The 13491-nt window shown below is 36.8% G+C and carries 12 protein-coding genes; 3 read left to right on the forward strand and 9 right to left on the reverse strand.

From position 1 onward, the window contains the following. Positions 1-2 precede the first annotated feature (2 nt). The 8 genes from PSE72_RS16670 to PSE72_RS16705 all read right to left on the reverse strand — a co-directional run bounded on the left by PSE72_RS16670 (position 3) and on the right by PSE72_RS16705 (position 9861). Positions 3-2507 carry a fimbria/pilus outer membrane usher protein gene (locus PSE72_RS16670; protein WP_115166966.1) on the reverse strand — a complete coding sequence of 835 codons (2505 nt, stop codon included), beginning with the start codon at positions 2505-2507 and terminating at the stop codon, positions 3-5. A 14-nt stretch (positions 2508-2521) separates the two neighbouring features. Further along, positions 2522-3211 carry a fimbrial biogenesis chaperone gene (locus PSE72_RS16675; RefSeq protein WP_115166967.1) on the reverse strand — a complete coding sequence of 230 codons (690 nt, stop codon included), beginning with the start codon at positions 3209-3211 and terminating at the stop codon, positions 2522-2524. Positions 3212-3260: 49 nt separating this feature from the next. Beyond that, positions 3261-3851, reverse strand: a complete 591-nt coding sequence (locus tag PSE72_RS16680; protein ID WP_115166968.1) for a fimbrial protein — start codon at positions 3849-3851, stop codon at positions 3261-3263. A 413-nt stretch (positions 3852-4264) separates the two neighbouring features. Beyond that, positions 4265-5542, reverse strand: coding sequence for a TRAP transporter large permease (locus PSE72_RS16685; protein WP_109911474.1), 1278 nt, complete (start codon positions 5540-5542; stop codon positions 4265-4267). Then, positions 5533-6012 (reverse strand): TRAP transporter small permease, encoded by a 480-nt coding sequence (locus tag PSE72_RS16690; protein WP_004912692.1) that lies wholly within the window; start codon positions 6010-6012, stop codon positions 5533-5535. The genes PSE72_RS16685 and PSE72_RS16690 overlap by 10 nt, the downstream gene beginning before the upstream one ends. A gap of 77 nt (positions 6013-6089) precedes the next feature. Further along, complete coding sequence (locus tag PSE72_RS16695) at positions 6090-7094, reverse strand: C4-dicarboxylate TRAP transporter substrate-binding protein (RefSeq protein ID WP_272691030.1); 1005 nt, start codon at positions 7092-7094, stop codon at positions 6090-6092. 52 nt (positions 7095-7146) lie between these two features. Then, positions 7147-8592 carry a tagaturonate reductase gene (locus PSE72_RS16700; protein WP_198641515.1) on the reverse strand — a complete coding sequence of 482 codons (1446 nt, stop codon included), beginning with the start codon at positions 8590-8592 and terminating at the stop codon, positions 7147-7149. A 363-nt stretch (positions 8593-8955) separates the two neighbouring features. Continuing rightward, positions 8956-9861, reverse strand: a complete 906-nt coding sequence (locus PSE72_RS16705) for a GntR family transcriptional regulator (protein ID WP_198641516.1) — start codon at positions 9859-9861, stop codon at positions 8956-8958. 143 nt (positions 9862-10004) lie between these two features. Between PSE72_RS16705 and PSE72_RS16710 the strand changes: the two genes are divergently transcribed. Next, positions 10005-11021 carry a zinc-binding alcohol dehydrogenase family protein gene (locus PSE72_RS16710; RefSeq protein WP_115168267.1) on the forward strand — a complete coding sequence of 339 codons (1017 nt, stop codon included), beginning with the start codon at positions 10005-10007 and terminating at the stop codon, positions 11019-11021. Positions 11022-11103: 82 nt separating this feature from the next. Here PSE72_RS16710 and suhB read toward each other — a convergent pair whose 3' ends face one another. After that, on the reverse strand, positions 11104-11907 hold the full coding sequence (suhB, locus tag PSE72_RS16715; protein ID WP_004912683.1) for an inositol-1-monophosphatase: 804 nt from the start codon (positions 11905-11907) through the stop codon (positions 11104-11106). A 123-nt stretch (positions 11908-12030) separates the two neighbouring features. Here suhB and trmJ point away from each other — a divergent pair, with 123 nt between their 5' ends. Both trmJ and iscR read left to right on the forward strand, forming a co-directional pair. Further along, positions 12031-12762 carry a tRNA (cytosine(32)/uridine(32)-2'-O)-methyltransferase TrmJ gene (gene trmJ / locus PSE72_RS16720; protein ID WP_004912680.1) on the forward strand — a complete coding sequence of 244 codons (732 nt, stop codon included), beginning with the start codon at positions 12031-12033 and terminating at the stop codon, positions 12760-12762. A 119-nt stretch (positions 12763-12881) separates the two neighbouring features. After that, entirely contained in the window at positions 12882-13379 is a 498-nt protein-coding gene (iscR, locus tag PSE72_RS16725; protein WP_004264917.1) for a Fe-S cluster assembly transcriptional regulator IscR, read from the forward strand. Positions 13380-13491: the final 112 nt, after the last annotated feature.

The raw sequence follows: 13491 nt of genomic DNA on the forward strand, positions 1-13491 counted from the left end.
CTTTATCGACAGAGGTTTTTATTCTTATCCATCGTATTGAGTAGTGGCTCAATAACACATGTCTTTTTCCCTTTAAGCTTTATATGCAATACCATTGGTAATTGCTCGCTTTTGATATACATCACGCCAGATTGACCGACATAACCAACACTTTGCTGTTTAGCATCTGTAATTTCTGTACCAAAAGGTAAGCTATCGCCATTAGCAAGAACGCCACGGATGATATAAGTTTGTCGAGTGTCGGTGTCGAGTTTGATGTAATTCACCGCTCCTTGATATGGACTCACATTTGCCATATTACCGAGTACCTCTGCACCTGCGGTTTTTTCTGTATCCGTCAAGGTATATGTATTGGTTCTATACGGTGTGGAATTAGCAACTAAAACGACACCTTGTTGGTTGGTTAAGGTAGTTTTATCGGCGTTGACCATCATGTTACTGGCCATTGGAGCATCAATGATGGTATAGGTTTGTCCTGTTTCCCCTGAAAAAACAATATGCCCAGGGATAGCAACCAGAGTTCCTTTGGCGCCTAAACCAGTTTGGCGGTAATTATTGGCCTCTGTGTAAGATCCTGAAAGCGTGCTAGAGGGGAGCTGATAGCTGGCGTTGCCACCAACTAAGTTATTCCCACCACTTTGGTTCGTTGCAGTTAGCGTATAATTGACTTGGTCATTTTTACCTGCAATACCACTAACACTTAGCGTAGTTTGTTGGTAACGAGAGTCAGTGTAATAACTTCCCATGCTAATATTGGCGCGTTTTTCAAATAAAGAAAAAGGAACACTAAAATTGGCATAGATACGCGTTTCTTCTTCACTGTCGTAATTACGAACACGTGACACAGATACACTATAGGAAATATCGTTATAGTTGTTGGCATAGCCAGCTTGATATTCACGGCTATTACCGTTTGTATTCCAATAATCACGATGTGTCCCCGAGATGAATACCGAACCATAACCATCAGCTAGTTGTTGGTTTAAATTCAATGTAAATGTGTTTTTAGCACGTGAACCGCGTAAGGCGTCATAATTAGTGAGTGAAAGTTCAGGTGGAATATTATTGCCGAGTTTTTCTGATAGCTGGTCTTGATAAGCTTTCCAAGCGCGATAATTATCTTGAGAATAAATGGCATCAATAAAACTATAGTAACCACTAGTCGAATAACGATATGACGCCAAGGTTAAATTGGTCGACGTTGCGTTAATATATTTGTTATAAGTCAAGCGGTAGCTTTGACCACTATGATCGCCTGAATCTAATTTAGTATTTGCTTGCGTAATATCAGCTGAAATGGCCCCAAAACTAAAATTCCAACCACTCCCAATAACGCCGGAATAGTATTTTTCGCTAAATAACATTCCTGCATAAAGTGTCACTAAATTATTTAAACCATAGTGAAACTCACCTTGAGTAAATTTGGGTTGATAATGGGTATTGTCGATTTTTGTTTGCCCAGCAATGAGGCTGTAATTGTAAACGCCTTGTTTGAGCATATCAGGTACAGCAGAATAGGGCACAGTAAAGGTTTCTTGCCTTCCATCAGCTTCTTGGACAACGACGAATAAGTCACCACCACCAGCACTAGGCTGAAGGTCATTAAATGCGAACTCACCAGGGGGAACGTTTTCTTGATAAACCAGATTGTTATTTTGGTATACGCTGACTAAGGCATTTGTTTGAGCGACACCGCGTATAATGGGGACAAAATTTTGACTTGAATTTGGCAACATATTGGCTTCTGTTGCCAATGCAATGCCTCGAACTCGAATACTATTAAATAGGGCTGCAGGTGTATAAAAATCACCTAATTTCAACCCGGATTTGATTGCACTAAGGGGGCGATAAATATAACGGGTATTGTTTTTCCATTTTTGGCTACCATGAGAGCTATGTCGATAGCTGGATTCATCTCTAAATTGCCAGGCGCCCAAATTAACACCTGAATTTAAGGTTGCATAAAAATTGTCACTGCTGGTTTTTGAGTTTTTCTTCTCTTTATAGCTATAATAATTTGTATTATAAGAAAAAATAATTGCAGGCTCGCCATAATTCCATAGGCTAGGGTCAACATAGTTAGCTTCGAGTTTTTTCAGAGCGACTTGAGGAACTGTAATATTGAGTCGTAGGTTGTTGATATTGAATTTATACTTTATATTGGCTACTAAATCATCAATAGGAACAAATGGCTGTTGTTCGGTTTGCTCAATCACCTCAGCAGATAAATTTAGGTTTAATTTCTGTACATCATCAGCAGCAAGGCTAATCAGTTTGCCATCATTATTGATATCAATTTCAAACTGACCTTTCCAATTATTATTGACATAAAGGTCGGCTAATTGTTTACCTGATGGAATGTTATTGTCAGTATAGAATCGTGAAATATCTCCTTGTGCAGATTTACCTACCAATAGGGAAGTTTCAAACTCGTCCGCTATTGAGTTCTTTTGATAACTTTGTAGTCCTATTAAGATTAGGAGATAGAGATAATTTTCTTTTTTCACGATGATTTCTTCTATTAAAGTTTAATATTTTTAGATTTGAAAACACCATAGTCATCCACATACATTAAAATAAGATCGTGGTTTTTCATTATTCCTTTAATAGGTAATTCTTTTTCAGACATAGGGGCAATCATGGCAGAATCAGTTAATGAGTTATTTTTATCGTTAGATGGTGCGATAGCTGCAATAGTTAAATGGTATTGTGAATTATTTTTAACTAATATTTTATTATTTTTAATTTGATAGCTTGCATTATTAATAACCTCATCGGGAGATTCAGTTAGCCCAATAGGACGATAAAAAATTTTAATTCGTGAACGTGTGGCTAGCTGAATTGCATTTTTGCCTTTAGCAGACTCTGGCGTTTTAGGAATATCTAAAACATTTAAGAAAAATACGCTTTCAACATTTTCAGGAAGTTTTCCGGGTATTTTTTTAATTTTTAGTTGCTGACCTTGTAAACCTTCAATTTTAACAATAGGAGGGGATAAATAAAAAGGCGCTTCAGAATTCTCAGGCGTGGAATTTTCATCACCGTTATCAATCCATGACTGAACAAGAGACGATGTTTTACTGTTATTGGTTAATTGTACAGCAATACTATCAGCGTCAGCAGGATATATAATTCGAGTGCCAGTAATAATAACATTAGAAAGTGTTGCGCTCGAAAATAAAATAGTGAGTAATAAAACTAGAATTTTCATAATAGCATCCATTTAAAGCCAGGCTAATAAAAGCCTGGCTAAGTCATAATTATAAATAGGAAACTGTATATATTACGTTTGATTGCAAAAGACCGACTTTGGCGGCAGTTGCATTAGTTTTATAATAACTGGCAATTAAATTGAGAGTAGCTCCTGTCGTACCACCAGTATCAGCCCCTGTAAGGTTAGTATCAAAAGCCACATTGAGTGGAATTGCGGTGTTTGGAGTACTGGTTTTAGATAAACTAAACCCGACGTTTTTGGCAACGGAGGCGTCATTTTCATTCACGGAAGTATTCACTAAATACAAACCGGAAGGGGAAATGTTACTTGATGAATAAAAGTGTAATTTCAGATTACTTACAGGATTGCTCGCAGGTGCGCAATCTGAGAAAGTTAAAGAAAATTGTTTTTGATTTTTAGAAATAACCGTTGCGGCAGTTGTTCCTGCATCTGTTACGGTTATTGGATCAAGAACAACAGTCATATCGGCACTATTTCCGCCATTAATGGTACAAGTTGTATCGCTTATTGCTCCAGAAATTGAAATAATTCCCCCAGCACTATTCGTTATTGCAAGTGCTGAACCTGATATAAAAGATAAAGAAAGTAAAGACAGAGGTAGTATATATCTAGACATAATTAACCCCATAAGGTCAAAAATAAAATAAAGTTATATAACTTTGATTAACAGCTTAATGTAAATTAGCTGTATTGTTTTATGCTAGATATAAAGTGCATTTTTTTCAAATTAAAAACCAAAAATATATTTAATGAGATTGATGTCTTTTTTATATGTATGAATTTAATGTGATATTATTTTTTAAATTATTTCAAGTTAACTCATGGTGGGTGTATTTGTTGGCGATTGTTGGTTTATCGCTTTGAATATTTCTCGTTGTGTATGTTATTGTGACAAGGATAAATATCAATTAACTTAATAATAAACTGAAGTAATATTAATTCATAAAATTAAATAAAATTTAATTTATAAAAAATAAATTGATAATAAAATGGCAAATCATAGAAAATGATTTGCCATTGAAAGATATCTTATAAGCTTGGTAGGAAAGTAGTAAATACAGGCATAAAGGTGACTAAGAGTAAAACGATAATTAATGCAAAGAACAAGGGCATAACTTCACGAATAAAGTCAGAAATACGGACACCAGTAATCGATGTGGCTACAAACATGACGGTTCCCATTGGCGGTGTTAAGCAGCCGATGGCCAAATTAAGGATCATGACAATGCCAAAATGGATAGGGTCAATCCCTAATAGTTTTACTGTAGGCATTAATAATGGAACAAGGACAATAATTGCAGCATTTCCTTCAATAAACATACCTAGGATTAACAACACCGCATTGACAATCATTAAGAAGACATACGGGTTATCAGAAAAATTGGTCATCATTCTGGCAACATCTTGCGCCACTTGTTCGTTCGTCAATACCCATGCTAATGCGGAACAAGTCATAATAATGAGCATGATACTTGCTGTTGAACGGGCTGTTTCTAAAAATGAGGCAGCAATGTCTTTTAACTTCATTTCACGATAAAAGAAGGTACCAATTACAATAACGTAAAGTACAGCAATAGCACCAGCTTCTGTTGGTGTAAAAATACCAAAGCGAATTCCACCAATAATGACGAGAACTAATAGGAAAGCAGACATCGCTCCTTTACCTGTTTGGTAAACTTCAGCAAATGTAGGTGCTTTATCTCTAGCAGGCTTATATCCACGTTTTTTTGCAATCAGATAAATTGCAACCATTAAAGCAACGCAGCACATTAATCCAGGAATGATTGCAGCCATAAACATCTTACCAATAGAGACGTCAGCGACAAATCCATAGATGATTAATGCAATACCCGGTGGAATTATAGGTGTTATTAATGATCCTGCGGCAGTGACAGCGGCAGAGAAGCTTTTTCCATAACCTAATTTTGTCATTTCTGGCACTAACATTTTAGATAGCATTGCACAGTCAGCGAGGTTAGATGCAGAAAGCCCACCCATCATTGTACTTAATAATACGTTAGATTGGGCAAGTCCTCCTGGATAGTGGCCAGACAGAGTGCCAGTAAATTTCAACATTCGTCTAGTAATACCAGTGTAATTCAAAAGGTTACCTAACAAAATGAAGAAAGGGATAGCAAGTAACGTCACATTTTCCCCAGCCCCAATAATGCGTTGTACCGCAATGAGGGGAGAAATGTCACCCGCAGAGAAAAAGTAGGTGAGTAATGCAATCAGTACACTTAAAAAAATGGGAACATTAATTAAAAAGCAGAATATTAATACGATACAGGCGATAATTACTGACATGGTTTATCTCCTTTTAGTAATTTACTCATGTCTTCCAGTAAATGTTGGATAGAAAATAACACCATGATGGATGCGCCAATGGGTACAGAAAGGTCGATATAATAATAAGAGACACCAATAATTGGTGTTATTTTGTCTTCTGCAATAATAGAGAGTTCATATCCAAGATAACCAAAAATTGATAAAGCAATAATGGCCATAATATGAGTAACGACCGCAATAGCTAATTGTACTTTTTCAGGAAATAAAGAGGTAATTGCATCAATACTGACATGCATTCTTTTGCCTGCCGCAGATGCTGCGCCAATCATCACCAACCAAATGTAGCAAATGATTAAAACTTCCTCACTCCACATTAAAGGGTCATTAAGAAGCCAACGCATGAATACAGCAAGAATGGTAATAATGACAATAGCGGCAACAGCAAGAGAAGCCACTATATCACTTAATTTCCCCAGAAATTTAAACATAAAAGATCCTTGCGAGAATAATAGTTAACCATTTGTATTGTAAAAATATTGGCGGTATTAACCGCCAAGTAATAGGGTTACTTATTAATAATATCTTGAGTTTGTTGATATAAATTCGCAGACCATTCAGGGAATTCATTATAGAAAGGCTTAGATTCTTCTTTGAAGAGCGCTCTGTCTACTTCAACAACAGTAACACCTTCATTTTTCATTTTCTCAATGATTTCTTTTTCTTGTTGTAAGACTAAATCTGTTAGGAATTGCCCAGCTTCATTTCCTGATTCAACTAAAGCCTGCTGAATATTTTCAGGTAATTTAGCGTAGGTTTTGCTGCCCATGACTAGGTTGGTTACGTTCTCTACATGACCCGTTAAAATCAAGAATTTGGCCGCTTCATGGTGTTTTTGCCCATATAGCACAGGAATTGGGTTTTCTGCGCCATCAATAATTTTAAGATTAAGTGCAGTATAAACTTCTGCTAAAGGTAATGGTGTTGGTGTGGCACCCATTGCCTCTAAACCTTTAATTTGAATTTTATTATTGGGGACGCGAATTTTTAAACCTTTTAGGTCATCTGGAGTTTGGATCATTTTATTGGCTAAGATATGGCGTGAACCATATAACCAATCTTTAGAAACCACGTGAAGGCCTTTTTTATCTAACTGTTGTTCTAAGGAACCATACCAAGGTGAGGCATTTAATTTAAAAATATCTTTATAAGATAGTCCTAAATACGGCCCAAACATAATGCCGTAATCAGGTACATAATCAGAAAAGAAGGCACCATCTGCTAAGGTAATTAGTGGGCTACCTAACTTCATTTGTTCGATGACATCTTTTTTGGAGCCTAATTGTGAGCTTGGATAAGGAATTAATTCACCTTCACCATTAGTTTTTTCATTGAATTTTTTTGCCCATTCGTGAATAGCTAAATCAAAAGGCTCTCCAGGGTTATTTTCATAAGCGACTTTTAACTTATATTTAGCATCTGCAAATGCGGCATTTGTCATGCTGCCCATTAATAGCATTGTGCTGAGTGTTAAGCTAAGAAGTTTTTTTCCGTTTAATGTGCTCAGTTTCATAAAGGTATCTCCTGTAGGGGGATTTATTGTTTTAAGTATTTATTTTCTTTTTCTAACCAATGTATTTTCTGCGTAGCATTGATTCTGTACCGCTACTCAGAATTTCAGTAATTTTTTGGCTCACATCATCTTGTAATTGTGGTATTTCGTTGAGGTTTAATCCCCATAAATCAGACATTGCTAGCACATTTTCAGTAAGTTGTTTTACATTTGAGTCATAGAGTTCATGCCAAGCTTTAAAGCGTTCAAGTAAATAATCATCATCATTTAAAGGAATGAGTTGTTCAGCCTGTTTTCCTCGATAGAAAACAATAAGTGCAGCAAGTGAAAATGAAATGCAATAAGGAATTTTATTGTATTGCTTAACATAAGAGATTAATTGAGGTAATAGGCGAGTTTTAAATTTAGTTAACGAGTTTAGAGATATTGAAATTAATTCATGTTCTATATATGGGTTATTAAAGCGGTCAATAACTGCGGAGGCAAAAGCCGCGAGCTCCGAAGGGCTTTGAGATAAAACAGGAATAACTTCATTATCAATTAAATCTTTAATGAAAGCTAAAAAGATTGGGTTGCTAGTGACATCACGGACAGTTCTGATCCCTGCCAAGTAAGCAACAGGAACCATCGCGGTGTGCGCACCATTTAAGATTGCAACTTTACGCTCTTTGTAGGGCTTTATGTCATCGACTACTTTGATATTTAATGGTAATTCATTCAGTTTTAGCTTCTGCTCTAGTATTTTTGGCCCTTGAATGACAAATAAATAGAAATATTCAGCAGTGACGAGAAAATCGTCTTTATAACCTAATTCTTTTTCCAGTTTCTCAATTTCATTTTTCGGGTATCCAGTAACGATCCTATCGACTAACGTAGAACAAAACGTATTACTGCTATTTAGCCAAGCAATAAAATCTGCGGGGAGTTGCCAGTCTTGCGCATGTTGATTCACAAACTCTTGTAACTTATCGCCATTATAGTCAATTAACTCACAGGGGATGATGAACAACCCTTTGCTATTATCACCATTAAAATGTTGAAAGCGGTGAAATAAAAACTGAGTAAGTTTCGCAGGGAAACTACTTGCTGGTGCATCTTCTAAGCGTACGTCGTGCTTATATACGATCCCTGCTTCCGTCGTGTTAGAGAAGATCCATTGTAATTCGGGATTTTCTGCACATGTTAGAAACTTATCATATTCAGAATAAATCAGTATTTCACGGTTAACCGAATTAATAATTCTTATATTCGAAACGCTTTGTTTTTGTTCATTAATTCCCCTGGTGATGGCAGTATAAAGTCCATTTTGCTGATTAATTGAGGGATGTGATGAGTCAATTGGCCTGACAAGCGTAATGCCACTATCGAAATCTGTCTTTTCATTCAGTTGGTCAACCATCCAGTCGATAAAAGCACGTAAAAAATTACCTTCTCCGAATTGCAAAATTCTCTCTGGGTATTGCTTATTAGCCATTGACTGTCTATTTAAGTAATCCATGACCATTCCTCTAGTTATTATGTGTATTAATCATCCGGTGTTGATTCAGACTAGAAGTATTTTTTTCTATGGACTATTAATTGCATCAATTTTGTGGAATGAATGGCTTTTTGATGTTTTTAATCTGTTTTTTATTAGTTAAAGACAGGTATTTTATTGATTCATCAAACCTAAATCATAACTATACATGCTAATTGATTGAAAATTAAGGTTGTTTATTTTTTATTGTAATTTGGGAACGTAATGATTTCACGGTTAAGTTGTTTTTTTACTAAAAAATTCAGGTTTTATTTGATGTATATATTATCGAGCCAAAGAGTAAGTCATCGTTGACCATCCATTGACCTTGTAACTTAATGTTATTTATTTATAAGTTTGCTGTATGGAGTTAATCATAGTTCTTTTAGCGGTATCTAAATGATGTCGAAGTTCATTCATCGCCACAATATCATTACGGCTAATCAAAGCACTTAAAATGGTCATATGTTCTTCAATTGCCAGTACATTTCTTTCTTTTAAGTCTGACTCATCCCATTGATATTGAAAGTGAAATATCACAGTGATGATTTCAAGAGACTGATTAAAAAACGGGTTATTGGCACCTGATAAAATAAGACTATGTAGTTCATAATCTAGTTGGGAAAAGTCGCGGTAATTAATAGTAACGGTTTCCCGTAGTGTTCTATGTTTGAGTAATAGCTCTTTCGCTAAAATCCAACGGTGGTCATCTGGTGGTAAATTTAAAAAATGAGTCAGAGCATTGGTTTCTAGCAATTCCCTGAACTCAAAAAGCTTTTCTGCATATTCACGCGAAAATTTCATCATGTGCCAGTTCCCCCGGTGGGTGTTTTTAATTAACCCATAACGAGAAAACTCCACTAAGAACTCCCGAACAATACTAGAACTTACATGGCTTTTTTTTGCTAGTTGTAATTCAGTAAAAGTATCCCCAGGCATCAATTCTTTGCGTTTAATCATTTGATAAAACGCTTTTTCGAATAAGACGATTTGTTGATCAGGAAGACTTGATTCAACAGGAAAGAAATCAGTTTTATTGGGATAGCGAATAACATGATATTCACTCCCTTGTTTTTCAATGATTTTCTTTTCTAATAAATATTCGAGGGTATGTCTCACTGTGGTTCGACTGATATTAAACATCTCAGCTAAAGAAGATTGTGAGGGAAAGGGGGATGTTAATAAATTTTTATGTATAGCGTCTAAAAATTCATTAATTGATCCATAGCGTATATTTTTACTCCTCACCATTTAAACACTCCTTAATCTGATTTTTATTCTTTAAAGACCGATTTAAAACCGATTTAAAAACATTTAATCACAAAATTCGGTTGTTAAGTATCTAGTCTATGTTTTTTAAATTAAAAAAGACAGATGAATTGACGGAGGAAAATATGAAACAATTGATTTGTCAGGAACCTAAAAAATTAGTCTATCAACAAGTCGTTGAACCTACAGTACAAGTTGGGCATGTAAAAATAAAAATACATGCGGTTGGAATATGTGGAACGGATATTCACGCTTGGGGAGGAAATCAGCCCTTTTTTCAATATCCACGAGTATTAGGACATGAAATCTCTGGAACTATTTGTGATGTTGCACCTGACGTTACACAATGGAAAGTCGGTCAGCGTGTTGCTGTAATGCCTTATGTTGCCTGCTATGAATGTGGTGCTTGTAAGGAAGGAAAAACAAATTGCTGCGAAAAAATTTCAGTTATTGGCGTTCACGAAGATGGTGGTTTTTGTGAATATTTAAATGTGCCAGAGAAAAATGTATTAGCGATTGAAGATACAGTTACAGATATTGATGGCGCCTTAATCGAACCATTTTCAATCAGTGCTCATGCCGTCAGGCGTGCGCAGGTTAAACCTCAAGATACTGTTTTAGTTGTAGGGGCAGGGCCTATAGGGCTAGGTGTTGCTGCTATTGCTAAAGCGGATGGTGCTAACGTATTAGTGGCTGATACCAGCGAGGCACGTCGTCAACATGTTGAAAAAGTATTAGGCTTAAAAACGTGTGACCCAGCCGATGAAAACTACTTATCAAGTATTGAACACCATTTTTCAGGTATGCTTGCTGAGAAAGTTATTGATGCAACGGGGAATCAACACGCAATGAACACCGCGGTGAATTTAATTCGTCATGGTGGCTTAATTGTATTTGTTGGGCTATTTAAAGGTAATTTATCGTTTCCAGATCCAGATTTTCATAAGAAAGAGACAACAATGATGGGAAGCCGAAATGCCACTCCTGAAGATTTCAATAAAGTTGCAAGGTTAATGGCAGAAGGTAAGTTATCTAGTAGTATGATGCTAACGCATCAATTTGATTTTAATACCATTGGTGATATTTATGAAAGTGATGTTATTAATAATCGTGAATTAATTAAAGGTGTTATTTTATTTTAAATAACAATTTATCTTTAAATAACAACAAAAAACCCACAATAAAAGTGGGTTTTGTTTTTAGTTCGTCTCTAGAAAGGATGTGTTAGCGCTTTAATGCTTCTGATAGCTCATCTTTCATGACGGACAGTATGTCTCTAACAACACGTGGGCTACCAGCAACTAAGTTACCTGAGGCTAAATAATTATGACCGCCAATAAAGTCAGTCATGATACCGCCAGCTTCACGCATGATCAGCTCACCGCCCATGAAGTCCCACGGTTTTAAACCAATTTCAAAAAAAGCATCAACACGGCTAGAAGCCACATAGCATAAATCTAATGCTGCGGAGCCGGTACGACGAAAATCAGCACATTTGTTAAACATCGCAGTTATGATGTTCATATAGACAGGTGCATGTTGTTTTTGTTTGAAAGGGAAGCCTGTCGCAACGATAGCGCCATCAAGGTCACGTTTTTCGTCGATGCGAATACGATAACCGTTAAGCTGAGCGCCTTGCCCACGTACTGCGCTAAATAATTCATTACGCATTGGGTCATAAACAACAGCAACTTCTGTACGGCCTTTAACGCGCACAGCGATAGAAACAGAAAAATGGGGGAGACGTTTTGTGAAGTTGGTAGTGCCATCCAGTGGATCGATTACCCATTGAATATCATCATCTTTACCTATTAATTCACCACTTTCCTCAGTGATAATAGTGTGGTCAGGATATGATTTGCGGATGATTTCAATAATCAGTTGCTCAGATTCTTGGTCAACGTTAGTAACGAAATCGTTAGTGCCTTTCTGAGTGACTTTAATATTGCTAGGCATTTCATAGTTTTTAGCTATGTGATTACCGGCCTTACGTGCTGCACGTATGGCGATGTTAAGCATCGGATGCATGGGCTTTTTCCACTGGAATGTTAAAGAACGAAAAACTTGAGTGCCAAAGTATATAGATGTTCGTCACAATAAGCAATTTTGTGTTAAGCTATTGCAATAATTTTTTCATTAAACGTATAAATCATGTTAGATAACATCCGTATTGTTCTTGTTGAAACCTCACACACTGGTAATATGGGCTCAACAGCTCGTGCCATGAAAACCATGGGGCTTTCTAATCTGTACCTCGTTAATCCTCTCGTTGAACCTGATTCACACTCTATTGCGCTTTCTGCCGGGGCAAGTGATGTTATTGGTAATGCGACAATAGTTAAAACTCTCGATGAAGCTTTAGAAGGCTGTAAGTTAGTGATCGGTACCAGTGCACGTTCTCGCACCTTATCTTGGCCAATGGTTGAACCACGTGAATGCGGCATTAAATCTGTTGAGCAATCCAAAGAATCACCTGTTGCTATCGTATTTGGCCGTGAGCGAGTGGGCTTAACCAACGAAGAACTTCAAAAATGCCAATATCATTTATATATCCCCACAAACCCAGAATACGGTTCTTTGAATTTAGCGATGGCAGTGCAATTGGTGAGTTATGAAATACGCATGGCGTATCTTTCAATGGATGAAAAAAATACGGTAATTTCCGCTGATGATGAGGTAGAATACCCACCGTCAGAAGATGTTGAACGTTTTTATGTCCATCTCGAGAGCGTGTTGAATGAATCAGGTTTTATTCGTAAAGCGCACCCTGGCTTAATTATGAATAAATTACGCCGTTTATTCACTCGAGCGCATATCGAAACCCAAGAGTTACATATCCTGCGGGGTATCTTAACGTCAATGGAAAAATGGGCGAAAAAGTGAGGTTAAATCCGTGGTAAAATCAGGTGAATAATACTTGAGTAAATTAGTCAGGTAAATAGTTGACTAAATTACTCAGGAATGTCACAATCTGACCATAATTTACCATGGAGTAATATGTTATGAGACTCACTTCCAAAGGGCGTTACGCAGTAACTGCGATGTTAGATGTCGCATTACACTCTCAGTCAGGTCCAGTGCCTTTAGCTGACATTTCTGAACGTCAGGGAATTTCCCTCTCTTATCTTGAGCAACTTTTCTCTCGTTTACGTAAAAACGAGTTAGTTTCGAGTGTGCGCGGTCCAGGTGGCGGTTATTTGCTTGGTAGAGACGCAGACCAAATCTTTGTTGCTGAAGTAATCGCTGCGGTAGATGAATCTGTTGACGCCACCCGTTGTCAGGGTAATAAAGAAGGTTGCCAAAATGGTGATCGCTGCTTAACTCACGCATTATGGCGCGATTTAAGCGATAGAATTACAAGTTTCCTTAGCAGCATTAGCCTTGATGAACTGGTTAAAAACCAAGAAGTCATGGTTGTTGCTGATAGACAAGATAACGAACAGCGTAAGACCATGCCAAATGGGATTACACCTGAATCGATTATCAATGTACGTGCTTAAAAATATTAAAAAAATTGCAGTCGGTACATTTTGGTGAGTTATTGGACGAAGAGCTAATTTCCGCCATTTGTATCTTTAAAAATTAAAGGCAAGTTAGCTTGTCCTTTGGAGT

This window comes from Providencia sp. PROV116 (assembly GCF_028482485.1).
Taxonomy (GTDB): domain Bacteria; phylum Pseudomonadota; class Gammaproteobacteria; order Enterobacterales; family Enterobacteriaceae; genus Providencia; species Providencia rettgeri.

What these genes read in the sequence shown, in the direction of transcription:
- PSE72_RS16710 (WP_115168267.1), top strand. Translation starts at nt 10,005, where the DNA reads ATGAAACAATTGATTTGTCAGGAACCTAAAAAATTAGTCTATCAACAA.
- PSE72_RS16675 (WP_115166967.1), bottom strand. Translation starts at nt 3,211, where the DNA reads ATGAAAATTCTAGTTTTATTACTCACTATTTTATTTTCGAGCGCAACA.
- PSE72_RS16695 (WP_272691030.1), bottom strand. Translation starts at nt 7,094, where the DNA reads ATGAAACTGAGCACATTAAACGGAAAAAAACTTCTTAGCTTAACACTC.
- PSE72_RS16700 (WP_198641515.1), bottom strand. Translation starts at nt 8,592, where the DNA reads ATGGATTACTTAAATAGACAGTCAATGGCTAATAAGCAATACCCAGAG.
- PSE72_RS16705 (WP_198641516.1), bottom strand. Translation starts at nt 9,861, where the DNA reads ATGGTGAGGAGTAAAAATATACGCTATGGATCAATTAATGAATTTTTA.
- PSE72_RS16685 (WP_109911474.1), bottom strand. Translation starts at nt 5,542, where the DNA reads ATGTCAGTAATTATCGCCTGTATCGTATTAATATTCTGCTTTTTAATT.
- PSE72_RS16690 (WP_004912692.1), bottom strand. Translation starts at nt 6,012, where the DNA reads ATGTTTAAATTTCTGGGGAAATTAAGTGATATAGTGGCTTCTCTTGCT.
- suhB (WP_004912683.1), bottom strand. Translation starts at nt 11,907, where the DNA reads ATGCATCCGATGCTTAACATCGCCATACGTGCAGCACGTAAGGCCGGT.
- iscR (WP_004264917.1), top strand. Translation starts at nt 12,882, where the DNA reads ATGAGACTCACTTCCAAAGGGCGTTACGCAGTAACTGCGATGTTAGAT.
- trmJ (WP_004912680.1), top strand. Translation starts at nt 12,031, where the DNA reads ATGTTAGATAACATCCGTATTGTTCTTGTTGAAACCTCACACACTGGT.
- PSE72_RS16680 (WP_115166968.1), bottom strand. Translation starts at nt 3,851, where the DNA reads ATGTCTAGATATATACTACCTCTGTCTTTACTTTCTTTATCTTTTATA.